This is a genomic window from Trichocoleus sp. ST-U2, assembly GCF_039961875.1.
Classification (GTDB): Bacteria; Cyanobacteriota; Cyanobacteriia; order Cyanobacteriales; family FACHB-T130; genus FACHB-T130.
Map to the genome: position 1 here is coordinate 31,585 of NZ_JAMPJY010000040.1, position 18,309 is coordinate 49,893.

Here is an 18,309-nt window from a genome sequence, read left to right on the forward strand (position 1 = left end):
TGTAGGAGTCGATTTAGGTTTCGACGGCAAATGCTTCTGGGTCAACGTCCCAGTTTACCCAGCGAATCGCTTCTCTGGCAAAGGTAAGGGTGGGTGGAACGCGCAGGACGTGAAGGTGGTTCGTGCTGGGACAGGTCATTTTCAGCAGATGGATGGGTTCGACATCAATATCTGCATTAATTTTGAGCACGGTGTATTCGCGCCAGGTATCGATTGTTTGCGTTGCCAACTCCTGACAAATGCGATCGCAACCAATCTGCTGAATCAACACTCGCCGGACTTCCGCATTGGGTTCTGTCAGCAGCCATTCGGCTTGCCACTGGTTCAGGTGTGTCCAGTAGCGACGAGGAAGCTTAACATGAAAACAATAAACCGTCAGTTCTGGATTGGGATGGTTGGCTAACAGCGATAAATCTTGAATGGAATTGTCACTCAGATTGAGATATGTCAAGGAATGTAGTTGCCCGATCTCTGGTGGCAGGGATGCGAACTGGTTGGAACTCAGATAGAGTTTTGTCAAAGAATGTAGTTGCCCAATTTCTGCTGGCAGGGATGCCAGTTGGTTGAAGCTCAGATTGAGATATGTCAAGGAATGCAGTTGCCCGATCTCTGGTGGCAGGGATGCGAACTGGTTGTCACCCAAATCTAGCTCTCTCAAGGAATGCAGTTGCCCAATTTTTTCTGGTAGGGATGCAAGCTGGTTGCCTTCCAGATAGAGATATGTCAAGGAATGCAATTGCCCAATTTCTGCTGGCAAGGATGCCAGTTGGTTGTACTTCAAATCGAGATATGTCAAAGAATGCAGTTGCCCAATTTTTGCTGGTAGGGATGCAAGCTGGTTTAAGCTCAGATTGAGATATGTCAAAGAATGCAGTTGCCCAATTTCTGCTGGCAAGGATGCAAGCTGGTTTAAGCTCAGATTGAGATATGTCAAAGAATGTAGTTGCCCAATCTCTGCTGGCAAGGATGCAAGCTGGTTTAAGCTCAGATTGAGATATGTCAAAGAATGTAGTTGCCCAATCTCTGCTGGCAAGGATGCCAGTTGGTTGCCACTCAGATTGAGTTTTGTCAAAGAATGCAATTGCCCAATTTCTGCTGGTAGAGATGCGAGCTGTTTGCCTCCCAGAGAGAGTTCTGTTTCATCTAAAGAATTTAGAATTAGCTGTCGAACTTCTTCCATCTGCGACATCATTTCATCCTTTACCTAAGCGGCGTTGGATAGGCTCAATTGGGTCGCCTATAACTGAAGCTGCGCCAATACTTCAGCAATTCGTGTCTCTATACACCTATCACCGGCTTAATTCCAACTAAGTCTCCACAGCAGACGCTTCCTGAAAAATCTAATTACTACTTGCCGGTGTCTCACCCGCAATTCGCTTCGCTTCTTCCAAGAGATAATCAAAAAACGTGCGAGCGACAACGGAGAGTTGTTTGCCAGCCGGATAAGCGATATACCAATGACGGCTAATGGGAAAACCCTCCACATCAAGGATAGTGAGTTCGCTGCTGACACCATCCAGCCCTAGCGTGTGGCGAGATAAGACAGAGATCCCTAAGCCACCTGCGATCGCTTGCTTGATCGCTTCATTACTCCCCAACTCCAACCGGACTTTCACCGCAACCTCATGCCGCTCGAATAAATTTTGCACCGATGAGCGCGTCCCCGATCCTGCCTCGCGCATAATAAACGGCTCACCCGTCAGACTAGAGAGAGGGATATTTTTTTGCTGAGCCAGTGGATGATTGATAGGTGCCAACACCACCAACGGGTTTTCTAGAAACGGGTGGCAGCGGATATCCAGATGATCTGGTATTTGGCTCAGAATATACAAATCGTCTAGATTCTCGCTCATACGGCTCAGAATCCGCTCGTGATTCGTCACCTGGAGGGCGATATCAATTCCCGGATAACGCTGGCAAAATGGCCCTAATAAACGCGGGATAAAATACTTCGTGGTTGTAATCACACTCAGCCGCAAATTTCCCTGTTTCAGCCCTTTCATTTCAGCCAGAGTCATCTCAAATTGAGCTAATCGCTCGAAGACTTCCCGGCACGTTACCATCAGTTCGCGTCCGGCGTCTGTAAGATAAAGGCGCTTGCCCACCTGCTCAAACAGCGGTGTCCCAACCGCCTTGGTGAGTTGCTTCACCTGCATAGAGACAGTAGGCTGGGTGAGAAATAGTTCTTCTGCCGCACGGGTAAAGCTCCCGTGGCGAGCAACCACCTCAAACACCTTCAACTGGTGTAGCGTTGCCTGCTTCAAACGCCCTTCTCCTGCCAGTTATAGATAAAACTCTATTGTACCTATCGCAAATAATACCTTTTATCCATGAAGATTCAAGGTTATGATTGAATCACTGAACAAAGTAACAGTCTTCCTTCCTAAAGGCGTTGTACATTTACTTGATGCTTGGTTTGGGAAGTTATCATTCATTTTCATCCTGTGTTTTGCAGGCTGATTTCCCCCAAACATCAGAGTCATAAATGTGCAACGCTTTCCCTATGGCTGAAATTTTCAGCCTCTCTATTGAGTGCTACATTCACAATCTAAGATTTAAATTATTCTTGAACCTGAATCGGTAACTTGGCTAAATCTGGCAATTCCACCAGCTGTTTTTCCTGTTCCTTGATAGCGACTGGCAATTTCAGGGGTTGGGGTTTCTCCTCTATCCAACAAGCCGCCGCAGGCAGGCATTGCTCCAGGTCGTCCAACGGTCGAGGAATCACCATTAAAGAATTAAATTCCCCAATCCTCTCGGCTTCTTGCATCCCCGCTTCGACAGCCACGGCGACATCTGCCACGGAACCCCGAATAATCGCGGTACATAAACCACCGCCAATCGTTTCGTAGGAAGACAGATACACTTCTGCTGCTTTGAGCATGGCGTCACAAGCTCCAACCATCGCCGGAAAGCCCCGCGTTTCTAATAAACCAACTGCTTGATTGCTGAGACGGCTGTAACCGTTGTTATCGGTAAGTTGGGATAAGTGTTTACCAAGCGGAAAAATGACTTCCAAATTTGGCAGGGGGCGAGGAATCACCGAAGAGGAAATATACTGACCAAACTGTTCGGCAGTCTGGGCACCCGCTTCGACGGCTAAACGGACATCGGCAATGCCACCTCGGACAATCGCAGTACAGTAACCACTACCAATTTTCTCAAACCCGATGAGCGTTACCCCAGCGGACTTTAGCATCATATCGGCACAGCCGATGATCGCAGGGAAACTCTGAGTCGAAACCATGCCCAAAGCAGTGTCTTTAAAGCTTTTGGATTGACTTTGCCGCTCAAATCGAGCCAGTCCTGGCTGTTGTACCTCCACCGATGACCTCCCAGAGAAACTATTCTTGCGCCTAACTTTAGTATGCCCACAGTCACAGATTAGTTGATAATTGCTAGTGCTGATAACTGCCAAAAGTCAAAACTATGAACTTTGAGTGTCTTTGGGGGGGTGGTTGGCGGATTTATAGTGAGGAAACAAAGTCGTCAGCAGCCGATTGAGGTTCGCTTGTCCATAGACTGGAGTCCCAGCGGTTGGAGATGACGGCGTTAGCTCATTCGGGGTGTCTTCGCTGCTGGATGTGGAGAGAGTAGAAGCGATCGCTTGCCCATTTTGAGTTTCCTCGCCAGTGGATGCTGCGGGGACGTCCTCTTGGTTGACTTGCGGATCTAAAACAGCCTCGCTGGAAGCGGCAGTTGGGGTGTCAGCAGTTGGAGTATCGGCAATTTGACGAGTGTTATCTCCGAACAGAGAACCCGGTGGCACGACTTGCCAAGACTCCACGTTACTGTTAAAAACCGTCGTCGTGGAACCGATGCAGGCATTCGCACCAATCTTGCTTTTGCCGACGACAAGGACGCCAGCTCCCAATACTGCCCCTGTTTCCACTTCTATGGTGCCTTCGTAGGCATGAAGAATAGTTCCCATGCCGATGCAGACACCCGCAGCAATGATAATTTTACTGTCTGGAGCTGCTTGCAGGATCGCTCCCGGAGCGATCGCAGCACCGTCATCAATGCTTACATCCCCTTTCACATAAACTTGAGAGTTGCCAAGTGGCGGCAGTAGCGGCAAGTGCATGGGGCTAGAAAGTAAGGAGTGGCGAAATAACTTTTGGCTGAAGGAACAAGAATTGAATTTTTCTTTTTTACCCTTCATCCCTGCTAAAGGATGAAGAATGAAATTTTTCATTCTTCATCCTTACATTCTTCATCCTTGTTCTAGCGGCTACCGCTCTTCGCTGGCTGTTGAATCAGCAACGGTTTGTTGACGCGACGCTTGGCTTTGGGGTCAATTCCAAAGAAGCGCACGTACTCTCCGGCGTGGCTAGCCATGCAAGCTTCCAAAGCAGCGATCGCTTCTACTTCCCGATTTGTTTCAATCGGAGAGCAAGTGTGCCAAGAACTGGTGCGGAAGCGGCGCTCATCGGCGTGTTCCGTGCCAATCTTGTAGCCTTGAGCCAATATATTTCGCACCTGCTCAATCGCTTCTGAATTTAACAGAGAACTGTTTTCAATCTGCGGAGCGCTGGCTGTTGAACTCTTAGCTGTTGAACTATTGCCTGGGGCAGTGTTGGCACCCTTCGCCGTAGGTGCGCCGTCGGGACGTTGGATAATTTGCTCTAGCACCCGTCGCTTGGCTTTGGAGTCAATGCCAATTAAGCGCACGTATTCCCCTGGGTGTTCGGCTACGATTGCTTCTAAAGCTGCGATCGCTTCCGATGCCGACCGGGCTTCGATTGCTTTCCCACTCGTCCAGGAACTGGTACGGAAGCGGCGTTCGTTCGCATATTCGGTACTAATCTTGTAGCCTTGATTCAGCAGGCTTTGCACTTGTTGTGCCAAGTCGCCGCCGAGCTGTGCGCTAGCGGTGTTAGCCGGGGATTGGGCGCTACCGTTGTTAGATTTAGTGTTAGCAGTTTTAGTTGCTTTGGCTTGTGTGGGTGCCTGCCCGCCGGGACGTTGGATAATTTGCTCTAGCACCCGTCGCTTGGCTTTGGAGTCAATGCCAATCAAGCGCACGTATTCCCCTGGGTGTTCGGCTACGATCGCTTCTAAAGCTGCGATCGCTTCTGACGCTGACCGAGCTTCGATTGCCTTACCACTCGTCCAGGAACTGGTGCGGAAGCGGCGTTCGTTCGCATATTCGGTACTAATCTTGTAGCCTTGATTCAGCAGGCTTTGCACTTGTTGTGCCAAGTCGCCGCCCTGGAAGCTAGCGGTGTTAGCGGGTGATTGGGTGCTACCGTTATTAGATTTAGTGTTAGCAGTTTTAGTTGCTTTAGCTTGTGTGGGTGCCTGCCCGTCGGGACGTTGGATAATTTGCTCTAGCACCCGTCGCTTGGCTTTGGAGTCAATGCCAATTAAGCGCACGTATTCCCCTGGGTGTTCGGCTACGATTGCTTCTAAAGCTGCGATCGCTTCCGAGGCTGACCGAGCTTCGATTGCTTTCCCACTCGTCCAGGAACTGGTGCGGAAGCGGCGTTCGTTCGCATATTCGGTACTAATCTTGTAGCCTTGATTCAGCAGGCTTTGCACTTGTTGTGCCAAGTCACCGCTAAAAGAGGCACTCGTCGAAGCTGGTGTAGCTGCACGGCGATCGCGCCCACCTTGGTTGGGTTGACTCATCTCATCCCGAATAGGTGTAATACACGCAGTATCTCCAGCACACAGATAGCCAGCTCTTAGTGCCTCATTAATCCCAACGACATGACGGCTAAAGTCGGTATCTTGTGCTTGCACATCCGATAGGCGGTCAGCTTGCTGCTGATTGGTAATCACCGCTCCCGAAGGTACATACTTTCCTGGAGGAATCTCTACATCCTGAATCAAGGCGTGCATCATCACAATGCAGCCTTTGCCCACCCTAGCGTTAAATACCGTAGAGCGGAAGCCAATAAAGCAATTATCCCCGACATAAGCGGGGCCGTGAATCAAAGACATATGGGTTAAGGAAGCATTCTTCCCGACCCACACCGAGTATTCCTGATTGTCATCCCCAACGACTCGACCTTGTTCCAAACCGTGAACCACGACACCATCTTGGATATTCGTGCCTTCGCCGATGTAGAATGGCGCTCCTTCATCAGCTCGGATCGAAGTTCCCGGTGCAATTAACACCTGAGGGCCAATCCGCACATCTCCAATAATGTTGGAAAAAGAATGCACGTAAGCGCTTGCGTCAATCTTCGGTTCCGCCAAACTTTTTGACCAAGGGGTCGGGGGAGCCGCAAAGCTGCGGGCTGCCATATCTCTAAACCTCACTAACTGAACAAAGTAACTAACGATATTGTTCTTTCTTGCTGTACAGGAGGCGATTGTCTACACTGACCGTGTCAATAATCGCCACCACCATCGCATCGAGAGGACGCTTTTCGCTGCCATCTACAATCCGGGCAGCACTCCCACGGCTAACCAGAACCCACTCATCTATACCAGCGCCTACCTGATCGCCAGCTACCTCGTATTGGGGTAGGATCTGCCCCTCTTCATCAATAAATTGCAACAGCAATAGCTTGACGCCTCGAAGGCCAGGCTCTTTATGGGTGCTAACAACCGTGCCACGAACTTTGGCAATTTGCATGATCGGTAATTGGGGAAAAAAGGAAACAAGGTAATTGGTAATTGGGAAAAAGGTCTTTTCCCATTACCGATGACCCATTACCCCTTACCCATGACCTAATCTTACGGCCTATTGAAAGGACGAATGCCACTAACACTTTCCCGGAATTGTTCAACAGCTTCCGTGTAACGAATGGGCAGAACGTACTCCAGGTTCTCGTGGGGACGCGCAATAATGTGAGTGGACAGTACTTGACCGCCATTCACTCGCTTCACGGAATCAACGCCCGCCGATACAGAAGCCTGTACTTCCGAGACATCTCCCCGAACGATCACGGTGACGCGACCGCTGCCAATTTTTTCATAACCCACTAGCGTGACGCGGGCAGCTTTTACCATCGCATCCGCAGCTTCCACAACGGCAGGAAAGCCTAGTGTTTCAATCATTCCAACTGCAATTGCCATCAGTTCTTCCTTCGCTTAATTTAAGTGTTTTGACTTGAAAATTTGGACTTTTCGGGGTTTCGAGTTGAGACGCGACCTAAAAATATATAAGGGAACACCGCCACCGGAGCGCTGCTGGCGTCTTCACCCTCCTTACGTCCGGAACTGTTCGACAACTTCCGTGTATCGAATCGGTAGCACATACTCCAGGTTCTCATGAGGACGCGCAATGATGTGAGTGGACAGAACTTCTCCGCCATTCACGCGCTTGGCTGCATCCACTCCGGCGGATACTGACGCCTGCACCTCAGACACATCCCCCCGAACAATTACCGTTACCCGGGCACTGCCAATTTTTTCATAGCCTACCAGTGTAACTCGAGCCGCTTTAACCATCGCATCCGCAGCTTCTACAATCGCTGGAAAGCCCTTGGTCTCAATCATTCCAACCGCAATTGGCATTTATTATCTCCTACCTAGTGGGACCTACACTCGCCTTAATTTGTACTTCTTGTAAAATTTGGACGAGGACACCCATTCTTTCATCTCAAGAACTATCGCTTAGCCTCGCATCATTAAGCATAGAGAAGCGAGGCTTACTTGACAATATAAACTATTATGATATTTTTATATTAAAGAGTTTAAGAAAACTTAACGGTCGTCAAAATGGCGTTTCTGTTCAATAAAAGCTTATCCGTTTCTGGAATGCTTCCTTATGTTTTATAATTTCTTTATTACTTTTGAATAGTCTACAGGATTATCTCCTGTAAACCGCACTGGGGGGGATTTTCAAAAAAAAATGAAGACTTTCCTAGGGCTTAGTCCGTGTCAAAATTAGACACTAATAAGCTAAAGCTTTTCAAGGTATAAATTTTTCAAATTTGCTTTATAAACATAGGTATAGTAGGTAAACATACCGATGTTTTTAATAGCTATGAGGAGAGTTCAAGATGAGTATAAATAATTTTTGGAGTTCTCAAGTGTTAATTTACAGCAAAAAAACGTCATACTGAAAAAAAAATAAACCTATTAATCTGACGTTTACAAGATCGCCATAGTTTGCCTGGGAACTACTTCCGAGTGCCTCTTGGTGAGCAAGTCGATTGATGAAGAAAATAGCAAGGGCTTTCCTAATATGACAGAGTTTCTCACCCAGACAAGTTGGTGGGTGCCTTTCTATGGATTACTGGGGGCAGTTCTTACCCTGCCGTGGTCAACTGGATTTATTCGTCGGACAGGCCCACGCCCAGCAGCTTACTTTAACCTGTTGATGACTATCTTGGCGTTTGTACACGGCACGATTGTCTTCAGAAGTACCTGGAACCAAGAGCCGATAAAGCTTGTATTCCATTGGCTACAGGTGGCAGATTTAGATCTGACCGTTGCTTTGGATATCTCAGCCGTGAGTGTTGGGGCAATGGAGCTAGTGACGGGCTTAAGCCTCCTGGCGCAACTGTTTGCCTTGGGGTATATGGAGAAAGACTGGGCATTAGCTCGCTTCTTTGCCTTGATGGGATTTTTTGAAGGGGCGATGAGTGGCTTAGCCATTAGCGACTCTTTGTTTCTCACCTATGCCTTGTTGGAAGTGCTGACCCTTTCCACCTATTTACTGGTAGGGTTCTGGTATGCTCAGCCGCTAGTGGTGACAGCCGCGCGAGATGCCTTCCTAACCAAGCGGGTGGGAGACATCTTGCTATTGATGGGGGTGGTAGCGCTATCGACTGTAGCAGGAACCTTGGATTTTCCCGATTTATATGAGTGGGCGGAAACGGCTACCTTATCGCCATTAACATCCACGTTATTAGGATTGGCATTGATTGCTGGGCCGGTGGGAAAATGTGCCCAATTCCCGCTGCATCTTTGGCTAGATGAGGCGATGGAAGGGCCTAACCCGGCTTCAATCTTGCGAAACTCGGTCGTGGTGGCTTGTGGTGCTTATGTGCTGATTAAACTCCAGCCAATTTTAATCCTTTCCCCGGTGGCTTCGGCGACCTTGGTGGCGATTGGCACAATGACGGCGATTGGTGCTTCGTTGGTGGCGATCGCGCAAATTGATATTAAACGAGCTTTATCCCATTCCACCAGCGCTTACTTGGGTTTGGTGTTTATCGCCGTCGGGTTGCAATGGACGGGTTTTGCCCTGATGTTGCTGTTTGCCCACGCGATCGCCAAAGCGTTATTGTTCATGAGTATCGGTTCCATCATCATCACCACCAACAACCAAAACCTTACCGAAATGGGCGGTCTCTGGTCGCGGATGCCAGCAACCACCACTGCCTTTTTGGTCGGTAGCGCTGGATTAGTCGGACTCCTGCCCTTGGGAGGCTTTTGGGCACTGCGCCTGGGGATTGATGACTTTTTCACAAACCAACCCTGGCTGGTAGCAGTCTTGCTCTTAGTTAACTGCCTGACCGCCGTAAATTTAACTCGCGTGTTTCGTCTGGTTTTCTTGGGCGAACCCCAGGCAAAAACTCGCAGGGCACCAGAGGTTCCTTGGCCGATGGCTGTGCCGATGGTGTCTTTGATCGTAGTCACACTGCTCGTCCCTGTGATGATGCAGCGCTTGTCACTGCTGCCTGATTGGGAATATCTCAACCAACAAGCGTTGCTGCTACTGGTGATGTCCGGCTTAATTGGCACAGTTCTAGGAAGCGTGATTTATCTACCCAGAACTTGGTCTAGATCCGTTCGGATTCCCTTCAGATTTCTGCAAGACTTGTTCGCCTACGACTTTTATATTGACCGACTTTACCGCGTGAGTGTGGTTTTTGCAGTTGACCGACTTTCGCGGTTAAATGCTTGGATCGATCGCTATGTAGTAGATGGATTCGTTAACTTGGTTGGCGTTGCCACAATTTTCAGCGGGCAAAGCTTAAAGTACAACGCTACAGGTCAGTCCCAGTTTTATTTACTCACCATCCTCGTAGGATTAAGCGTTTTAAGCATTCTCATACTCTGGCCCATTTTAAGTGTTTTGAGTTCCGAGTTGTCCTTAGGTAATTGGTAAGAGGGAATGGGTAATGGAATCCCCAATCCATTCCCTCTTACCCTTACGACCAACTACCAACTACCCATTAAAAATTACCCGTTCCCTAGTATGCTCAGTGCTTTGATTTGGTTGCCGGTAATAGGCGCTGCGATAATCGGGTTTCTGCCCGGAACCATGAACCCGCAAGTCCCCCGGAAAGTGGCTCTGGCTGTTATTAGTGGTGTCTTTATCTGGTCTATTTTCCTAGTGAGCCAGTTTCAATATACAGAGGGGCTGTTACAGTTTTCTGAGTTTATCCCTTGGATTGACACCTTAGGATTGACCTACCATCTCGGTGTGGATGGCTTGTCTTTGCCTTTGCTCGTTTTAAATAGTCTTTTAACAGGAATAGCGCTTTACAGCACGAATGACTCTATTCAGAGACCTCGGTTCTATTACGCTCTAATTTTATTGTTGAATGGGGCTGTCTCTGGTGCCTTTTTAGCGCAGGATTTGCTGTTGTTTTTCCTCTTTTATGAGGTAGAACTGATTCCGCTGTATCTGTTGATTGCTATCTGGGGAGGACAACGGCGAGGCTACGCAGCCACAAAGTTTCTTATTTATACGGCAGTCTCTGGAATTCTAATTTTGGCATCTTTCTTTGGGTTAGTGCTACTCAGTGGTGCCTCGACGTTTGAATTTGAAAAATTGTATGCCCTGTCCCTACCATTAGGGACACAATTTCTGTTGTTGGCAGGAATTTTGGTAGGCTTTGGCATCAAAATTCCTTTAGTTCCCTTCCACACCTGGTTGCCGGATGCTCACGTAGAAGCCTCAACGCCCGTTTCCGTCCTGTTGGCTGGTGTGTTGTTGAAGTTAGGAACCTATGGGTTACTGCGGTTTGGATTGGGTTTGTTTCCCGAAGCGTGGGCGGTTGTGGCACCTTGGTTGGCGACTTGGGCGGTCGTGAGCGCGTTGTATGGTGCATTCAATGCGATCGCTCAAAAAGATATGAAAAAAATGGTGGCTTATAGCTCCATTGCTCACATGAGTTACATCCTATTAGCCGCCGCCGCCGCCACCCCCCTAAGCCTGATGGGAGCCGTCTTCCAAATGATTGCCCACGGCTTAATTTCATCGCTCCTGTTTCTGGTGGTAGGTGTCGTTTACAACAAGACAGGCACCCGCGATATAGAAACTCTCAAGGGTTTGCTCAATCCAGAGCGCGGCTTGCCCCTAATTGGTAGCTTGATGATAGTCGGGGTCATGGCAAGTTCCGGGATTCCCGGCATGGTAGGTTTTATTTCAGAATTTTTGGTATTCCGGGGCAGTTTCCCCGTGTTTCCGGTTCAAACCCTCCTGTGTTTGGTGGGAACAGGTTTAACCGCCGTGTACTTTTTGCTTTTGGTTAACCGCGCCTTTTTCGGACGCCTGTCTGAAAAAGCTATGAATTTGCCACCCGTCCAGTGGAGCGATCGCTACCCGGCGATGCTTTTAGCAGTTCTGATTGTCATCCTGGGAATACAGCCTAACTGGATGGTGCGTTGGAGTGAATCCACGATGACAGCCATGCTCAACCGATCGAGTATGGTCGCGGAAGTTTCTCCGATTGCTAAATCGGTGGATATCAAAACCGAATAGACCGAATACCCCAACCTTCTTCCCGACCAGGGAAGCGGGAAAATGACTCCTCTCCCCTCTTAGGGAAGGAGTCGGGGGAGTCAATCAGCAGGCAGTTCTGAAAATATTTCCTCTTTTAATTTTTTCATACACATTTTACGGTTACGAATAAGTCTCATGCCAAGCACCGCTTTAAAATTTTCAAATCACCCTCTAGCCGCGTATATTAACCGGCTGCAATCTGGAAAAGCTTTACTTGAGGATACGCCAGAGAATGTATTAGAAGTTGTCGGCATTCTCAAAAGCTATGGAATCGTCCTGGATGCTTATTATAAAAATCTCCTCTACATTGCCGATCATCAATTCTTAGTGCTGTTTCCCTTCTTTAAATACTTCAATGGCGAGATTACTTTTAAGAAGTTGCTGCGCCATTGGTGGCACGACCGGATTAATTATGAGTACGCCGAGTACGTGATGAAGGTGATGCTATGGCACGGTGGCGGTAGTATGGATGCTTACTTAGATTCACCGGAGTTCTACCAGCACGCGAGAACCGCAATCGAAGCCAAAATTAAAACAAACTTGCCCATTAGAGGTCTGGACAAACTGTTTCCAGAGTTTTTGCTCGAACAAGTCCGTCAGCAAGTTTATTACAGCGCTCTCGGTCAATTCTGGGAGGTGATGAGCGAAATGTTTCTCACCTTATCTGACCGCTATGACCGAGGAGAAATCAAATCAATCCCTGATGTGGTAGAACATATCCTGGCGGGTTTGGTCGCAGCGGCGGCTTCGCCAATTACTTACTCAGTAAAAATTCAAGACAAGGTTTATGACATCATTCCCAAATCAGCCGGGTTAACCTTTTTACCTGATGTCGCTGTGCCCTATGTGGAAACGATTTTCTTTAGAGGGACGCCTTTCTTAGGAACGGTTTCCTATAATGCCCAGGCTCAGCAAATTTCTCCCGATCAAAGTAGATTTGAATACGGCGCTCTCTATGCCGATCCACTGCCGGTTGGCGGTGCTGGAATTCCACCGACGCAACTGATGCAAGATATGCGTCATTTTATACCCGAATATTTATACGAGTTATACCGTCGCAGCCTTCGGGGAGAAGATGATTTGCGGGTGCAAATTTGCATCAGTTTCCAAAAGTCGATGTTTTGCGTGACGACTGCTGCAATTTTGGGACTGGCACCCCACCCCATTGACACCACCGATCCCTCTGAGCAAGCAGCGAATCAAGCTTATTTAGCGAAATGGATGGATCGGTTTATCACCTCGCGCTTAAATGACGTGAATGGTTAAAGAGTCGAATACTGGTTAATGTTGATTTGAGAAGTAGGGGCATGGTAGTTTCATGCCCTTACAGATATTTAAAACACGATAGACACAGCACTCAATAAAACACGATCGACACAGCACTCAATTCACTCTTGGTTTTTGAAAACTTGTGTCGCGAGCAAAGCTAAGGCAACGGTACTAGCAATTGCACCCAACTGGAGAGCCGGATTCTTAGCCAGCCAGTCAGTAACGCTCGGTATCACCAGATTGCTAAAATCTCCATCCACTCTAGTATCGTCGGGGACAGGCTCATAAAGGTTGTTGCGATCGCTTGGGGACTTCGGCTCATTGGTTCGTTGGGCTTGGAAGCCGATGAGCAGCAACAAAGTATCTGCCAGTTCGGGGGAGAGCCGCTGTAGTGCATCTAGCGCTCTCGCTGCATCCCCAACCAAGTAATCACGAGTGGGATGTTCGGCAACATAGAGGATTGCGTCTACGACCAGCCTAGGGTCGTAGTAGGGCGGTATCCCTGACGGCTTCACGCCTAGCTTGGTGAGACCATTGTTCCAAAAAGGTGTATTGATGACCGCTGGTTTTACACTCGTCACGCTGATGGGGATGCCCTCATGTTGTAGCTCGACGCGCATTGCTTCGAGGAATCCCTCAATCCCATGCTTGGCTGCGGAGTATGCACTTTGATAAGGGAGACTTCGCACGCCCTCCATTGAAGAAATGTGGATTAGCGCCCCCCGTCCCTCTCGCTTGAGATGGGGTAGCGCCGCCATTGCACCGTATACCTGCCCCATCAAGCTAACATCAATAACGCGCTTAAACTCTTCTGGTGTGGTGTTGTCGAATGTGGCAAAGATGCCCACGGCAGGGAGGTGTACCCAGGTATCGAGCCGCCCGTATACCTCTACGGTACGATCTGCGATCGCCTTCACCTGCTCGAATTCTGACACATCAGCTACCACAGCCGTTGCTTCACCACCAAGGCTACGAATCTCGTCCATCAAGGATGCTAGCTTCGACTCACTACGAGCTGAGACAACTAACTTTGCCCCTTTCTTGGCGAACTGAAGGGCTGTCTCGCGCCCGATGCCGCTGCTCGCCCCAACGACGGCAACAACCTGCTGATTGATTGGTTTTAGTTGCATTAATGCTACTCCTTAAAGTTTTTATGCCAAAAAATTCACCTCTAAAGGTAAAGTTTTTCTAGAACGTTTGGTCTAATTGGAATCTACAAAATCAACTTTTCAATAATTACATCATACTAAGCAATAGCGAAACAAACATTGTACTTAAGCAGAGTTAAAAGCGCTCTGGATATTGTAAAAATCAAAAATTAGGATCTTGCCTGATTCCTCATCAGTTAAAAGGGGCATATTGGAAGCCGCGATCGCTTGCTCAATCTACTGATAACTATTCAGACAAATTTATGTGCTTCTAAGCAGAATAATTACTATGCCTTCACTCAACTTCTACCCAAAGCATAGTTTAGCATTAAGCTACGAAGTGCCCGTAGATACATAGAGCTTTAAATTCACGATGAATAAAGTTTTTTATTTGCAGGAACAATAAATTTTCATCCTATTTGTGGATTTTGCTAGTCTCATCTTTAGATATGTTGCATTTATAGGTATTCGCAGGATTCACATAAAGCATTATGGCTGATAAAACTAGGAAAGCAGACAACGAAGGCAATACACGCAAACAAGGAAATCTTTCAGATATACCCATTGAAGATACTGACCTAGTTTCAGATATCCCCGTAGAAGATACTGGCGAACCAATTATTTCAGATTTACCCCAGGCAATTACTGAATCCTTGGGAACGGGTGTTGCCCAAGAGCCAGGACTAGAAATTGGTGGGCGAACCATGCGCGATCGCATGGAGCAGTACACATCGGCTGGCCCAGAACTAACCGGCGGTGATATTGATGCTCGTTGGGATCAGGCGGAAGCGGTTGGTGACGAAGCAGTAGGGGGAACTGTTGCTACTCCCGATCAGAATGTTGTTGACGAACTCGGAGTTGCTGTTGGGCTTGATTATGACGACGGCGTATCTCTTCAGACAAATGAGATTTTGGAGTCACGGGACGCTGGTCGATGGGAGTTAGACCCCATGTCTGCGGAAGATTATCCGGAGCATTGAGTATTGTGTGGAGCGCGATCGCATTTTCAGTGAGATTCCAGTAAACCCTTGCAATCAGGGAACTCCCAGAAAAAAATTATCAATCTAGATTAATCCTACTAAGAGCAGTTTATGGCAACCCCAGATCCCGACACCAGACCAATAGACCTAGAAATCACTGGAAACATTGATACACCAGATACACCATCGATGCCAGCTCCAGATGCCTATGTTAATCTAGGCGATTCGGCAAGCAACCCTCTAATTATTTCGCCGCTGTCGGAAGAAGCAGAAGCAATGGACTATCAGGAAGAGACTGAAGATGCCGAACGCTCAACAGCAGCTAGTGAGGGAGAGTGACTTCTGTTGGCAGGGTTCGCAGGGCGATCGCTCCGAGTACAACAACACTTGCGATCGCGCCCCACTTCAGAACGGGATTTTTATCCACCCAGTCGGTAACGCTCGGTATCGCTAAGTTGCTAAAATCTCCCTTAACCCGGTCATTGGCTGGGATAGATTCATAAAGATTGCTTGGCGCATCGTCTGACTTTGGCTCATCGGTGCGCTGGAGTTTGAAGGCAACCCGTTGCAATATGGCATCTACCAGTCCAGGCGAAAGCCGTTGAAGGAAATCTATCATTCGAGCCGCATCCCCAACCAGGAAGTCACGGGTGGGATGTTCGGCAACGTAGAGAACCGCGTCAGCGACCAAGCTGGGTTCGTAGAAAGGCGGTAGGCTGGCTGGCTTCACACCTAACCTGGTGAGCGCATTGTTGTACAGAGGTGTGTTGACGGCGGCGGGTTTGACACTCGTCACACTGATGGGTATTTTCTCATGTTGCAGTTCGACGCGCAGGGCTTCGATGAATCCCTCCATACCGTGCTTTGCGGTGCAGTAGGAACTCTGAAGCGGGAGACTGCGCCTGCCCAAGACGGAAGAGAGATGGATCAGCGCCCCTCGCCCCTCACGCTTGAGATGGGGTATCGCCGCCATCGCACCGTATGCTTGCCCGATTAGCCCGACATCAATGACGCGCTTGAACTCTTCTGGTTTTGTCTTATCGAAGGCGGCATAAACGGCAATCGCGGGGCAATGCACCCAGGTATCGAGTCGCCCGTACACCTCTACAGTACGGTCTGCGATCGCTTTCACCTGCTCGAATACCGTCACATCGGCGACGATAGCAGTTGCCTCACCGCCGAAGCTTTTAATCTCGTCCACCAAGGACGCTAGCTTTGACTCACTGCGAGCAGAAACGACCACCTTTGCCCCTTTCTTGGCAAATTGGAGGGCTGTTTCCCGCCCGATGCCGCTGCTCGCTCCCACGACTGCAACGACCTGCTGATTGATTGGCTTCAGTTGCATCAATGCTACTCCTTAAAGTCCTCATTAAAAATTCTTCACCTTTGGAGGTGAAGTCCATCTAGAAATGCTTGATTTAAGTGAAATCTACGAGTTCAACTTCTACCCAATAAATAAGCCAGAGCAAGCGTGCCTACATCAGCCGCAGGGTTGACAGTTTTCTAAGCAGCAACTCCAGCGAGAAACTGGCTCAACTGGGCACTGAAAATTTCCGGGCGTTCGACATGGGGTAAGTGACCGCAGTCGGGGATTAAGGCAAGGTGTCCTTGCTTTAGGCGGCTAACCGCGTCGTGAGCTTGCTCTTTTGGAAGAACCAAATCCTCCGTCCCCCACACGACTAGAGTCGGCATCGGTAACTCTCCTAGAGAGTCCAGAAATACTTGATGCTGTCCGAATACATTCAGCTGGGCGCGCAGCGAGGTCAGAGTAGCTTGAAGAAAACCAGGCATCTGAGACATTCGCTCTTGCTCTGCTATCCACACCGCGGGAGCCTGCGCGGGGTGGGCGAAGAACAGTGTCGCCCGTAACCAAGACCGCATTTTAGCGCCAGGAGGCGTTTGGCACCCAACGATCGCTACATCCCCATACCCAGGTAAAGTTAACTGAGACAGCAACGGGGTGACAGCGTAACCAAGCCCGGAACTATCTACCAGCACCAAAGCTGCGACTTGTTCGGGACGGGATAGGGCAAAGCGTAACGCAACTTGACCGCCTAGGGAGTTGCCCACTAGCACCGCCCGCTCAATTCCCAGCGCGTCAAGAAAATCGACCAAGAACTGCTTAAGAAACTCTGGCGTGTACTCAAGGGATGGTTTGGCACTATCACCGAAACCGGGAAAGTCCGGCGCATAGACGCGATAGGTAGCTCCCAGGTTGGGAAGCACCCAAGACCAATCAAGAGCGCTGGCACTATCTCCATGTAGCAGCACTAACGGTAGACCATCATCGCCTGCTTTAAAGTACCGGATGCTTAAACCGCTGACATTGATTCGCCGCTCTTCAACCTCTGTTTTCACGCTTGGCTCCAATCCCATCTAAATAATGAAGTTTAATTATTAGTGTTGAATGTTCATTCAACCCAATGCGATCGCTATCACCCTTAAGTGTGATGAGCGCCGTTGACTCTCACAACTTCGCCAGTGACGTAGCTGCTTGCGCTCGGTGAAAGCAGGAATGCAACTGCCCAAGCAACTTCCTCCGGTTTACCGAAGCGACGAAGCGGAATCTCGGACACAATGCGCTCTTTCACCTTATCTGGCACCGACTTAACCATATCAGTCTCAATAAATCCCGGTGATACAGCGTTGACTCGTACCCCATAACGAGCCGCCTCTAAAGCGAGGGACTTGGTTAAACCAATCACAGCCGCCTTGGTTGCGGCGTAGTTCGTTTGACCGATGTTTCCCCGCTCACCCGAAATCGAGCTAATGCAAACCACAGAGCCTTCTTTCCGCTCGTACATCTTGGGGATAACGGGCATCAGCGTGTTGTACACTCCTTTCAAGTTAGTGTCAATTACGGCATCCCAGTCTTGGGTCGTCAGTTTGGGAAAAAAGTTGTCTTGGGTAATCCCCGCATTCGCTACAATCCCGTAAATTGACCCTAGTTTCTCTTCAACCTGTTCTGCTACTGCTTCCATCGCTGCCTTGTCGGTTACATCAGCTGGAATTGCGATCGCTTTATGCTGACCATTGGTAGCGCTGCGGTGGGTGTAAGCTACCTTAGCTCCCAGCTCCTCCAAGAGACTGACGATAGCGGCTCCTATCCCTCGATTACCACCCGTTACCAAGACGACTTTATCTTCCAGTCCCAAAGACACCATGAGCCACTTTCACCCCTATTTCTATTACTGATTCCAGTGTCTTTGCCGCTTAGCGCCAATATTTGCAGTTGTAGGTTGGGAGGATGGATTTATTAACGCCCAATTTCCTA

At 48.8% G+C, this 18,309-nt stretch carries 17 protein-coding genes; 5 read left to right on the forward strand and 12 right to left on the reverse strand.

The genetic code is table 11. The features are described from left to right. Positions 1-13: 13 nt before the first annotated feature. The 8 genes from NC996_RS21645 to NC996_RS21680 all read right to left on the reverse strand — a co-directional run bounded on the left by NC996_RS21645 (position 14) and on the right by NC996_RS21680 (position 7,470). Positions 14-1,192 carry a leucine-rich repeat domain-containing protein gene (locus tag NC996_RS21645; protein WP_190682882.1) on the reverse strand — a complete coding sequence of 393 codons (1,179 nt, stop codon included), beginning with the start codon at positions 1,190-1,192 and terminating at the stop codon, positions 14-16. Between the two features lie 148 nt (positions 1,193-1,340). Further along, a complete protein-coding gene (locus NC996_RS21650) occupies positions 1,341-2,264 on the reverse strand; it encodes a LysR family transcriptional regulator (protein ID WP_190412145.1) in 924 nt (307 codons plus the stop codon). 296 nt (positions 2,265-2,560) lie between these two features. Next, positions 2,561-3,325, reverse strand: coding sequence for a BMC domain-containing protein (locus tag NC996_RS21655; RefSeq protein WP_347275941.1), 765 nt, complete (start codon positions 3,323-3,325; stop codon positions 2,561-2,563). A 102-nt stretch (positions 3,326-3,427) separates the two neighbouring features. Further along, a complete protein-coding gene (locus NC996_RS21660) occupies positions 3,428-4,195 on the reverse strand; it encodes a carbon dioxide concentrating mechanism protein (protein ID WP_242037454.1) in 768 nt (255 codons plus the stop codon). A gap of 29 nt (positions 4,196-4,224) precedes the next feature. Next, on the reverse strand, positions 4,225-6,252 hold the full coding sequence (locus tag NC996_RS21665) for a ribulose bisphosphate carboxylase small subunit (protein WP_190412144.1): 2,028 nt from the start codon (positions 6,250-6,252) through the stop codon (positions 4,225-4,227). A gap of 31 nt (positions 6,253-6,283) precedes the next feature. After that, positions 6,284-6,586: a EutN/CcmL family microcompartment protein gene (locus NC996_RS21670; RefSeq protein WP_190412143.1), complete on the reverse strand. Its 303-nt coding sequence runs from the start codon at positions 6,584-6,586 to the stop codon at positions 6,284-6,286. Positions 6,587-6,687: 101 nt separating this feature from the next. Beyond that, positions 6,688-7,029 carry a BMC domain-containing protein gene (locus NC996_RS21675; protein WP_190412142.1) on the reverse strand — a complete coding sequence of 114 codons (342 nt, stop codon included), beginning with the start codon at positions 7,027-7,029 and terminating at the stop codon, positions 6,688-6,690. A gap of 132 nt (positions 7,030-7,161) precedes the next feature. Next, a complete protein-coding gene (locus NC996_RS21680) occupies positions 7,162-7,470 on the reverse strand; it encodes a carbon dioxide-concentrating mechanism protein CcmK (protein ID WP_190412141.1) in 309 nt (102 codons plus the stop codon). Positions 7,471-8,143: 673 nt separating this feature from the next. Between NC996_RS21680 and NC996_RS21685 the strand changes: the two genes are divergently transcribed. From NC996_RS21685 to NC996_RS21695, 3 genes are all read left to right on the forward strand, one after another. Then, entirely contained in the window at positions 8,144-10,015 is a 1,872-nt protein-coding gene (locus tag NC996_RS21685; RefSeq protein WP_190412283.1) for an NAD(P)H-quinone oxidoreductase subunit F, read from the forward strand. A gap of 90 nt (positions 10,016-10,105) precedes the next feature. Continuing rightward, a complete protein-coding gene (locus tag NC996_RS21690; protein ID WP_190412282.1) occupies positions 10,106-11,617 on the forward strand; it encodes an NADH-quinone oxidoreductase subunit M in 1,512 nt (503 codons plus the stop codon). Between the two features lie 156 nt (positions 11,618-11,773). Then, entirely contained in the window at positions 11,774-12,904 is a 1,131-nt protein-coding gene (locus NC996_RS21695) for a CO2 hydration protein (protein WP_190528613.1), read from the forward strand. Positions 12,905-13,026: 122 nt separating this feature from the next. Here the strand turns inward: NC996_RS21695 and NC996_RS21700 are convergent, their stop codons facing one another. After that, entirely contained in the window at positions 13,027-14,037 is a 1,011-nt protein-coding gene (locus NC996_RS21700) for an SDR family oxidoreductase (RefSeq protein ID WP_190682885.1), read from the reverse strand. 509 nt (positions 14,038-14,546) lie between these two features. On the opposite strand from NC996_RS21700, the gene NC996_RS21705 reads away from it, so the two are divergent. Then, complete coding sequence (locus tag NC996_RS21705; RefSeq protein ID WP_190426083.1) at positions 14,547-15,035, forward strand: DUF6335 family protein; 489 nt, start codon at positions 14,547-14,549, stop codon at positions 15,033-15,035. A 111-nt stretch (positions 15,036-15,146) separates the two neighbouring features. Beyond that, positions 15,147-15,374: a hypothetical protein gene (locus NC996_RS21710; RefSeq protein WP_190412137.1), complete on the forward strand. Its 228-nt coding sequence runs from the start codon at positions 15,147-15,149 to the stop codon at positions 15,372-15,374. Here the strand turns inward: NC996_RS21710 and NC996_RS21715 are convergent. From NC996_RS21715 to phaB, 3 genes are all read right to left on the reverse strand, one after another. Further along, on the reverse strand, positions 15,358-16,380 hold the full coding sequence (locus NC996_RS21715; protein ID WP_190682889.1) for an SDR family oxidoreductase: 1,023 nt from the start codon (positions 16,378-16,380) through the stop codon (positions 15,358-15,360). The two genes, NC996_RS21710 and NC996_RS21715, sit on opposite strands and share 17 nt — an antisense overlap. Positions 16,381-16,538: 158 nt before the next feature. Further along, positions 16,539-17,393 carry an alpha/beta fold hydrolase gene (locus tag NC996_RS21720; RefSeq protein WP_339380189.1) on the reverse strand — a complete coding sequence of 285 codons (855 nt, stop codon included), beginning with the start codon at positions 17,391-17,393 and terminating at the stop codon, positions 16,539-16,541. A gap of 83 nt (positions 17,394-17,476) precedes the next feature. Then, on the reverse strand, positions 17,477-18,199 hold the full coding sequence (gene phaB, locus NC996_RS21725) for an acetoacetyl-CoA reductase PhaB (protein WP_190436171.1): 723 nt from the start codon (positions 18,197-18,199) through the stop codon (positions 17,477-17,479). Positions 18,200-18,309 lie beyond the last annotated feature (110 nt).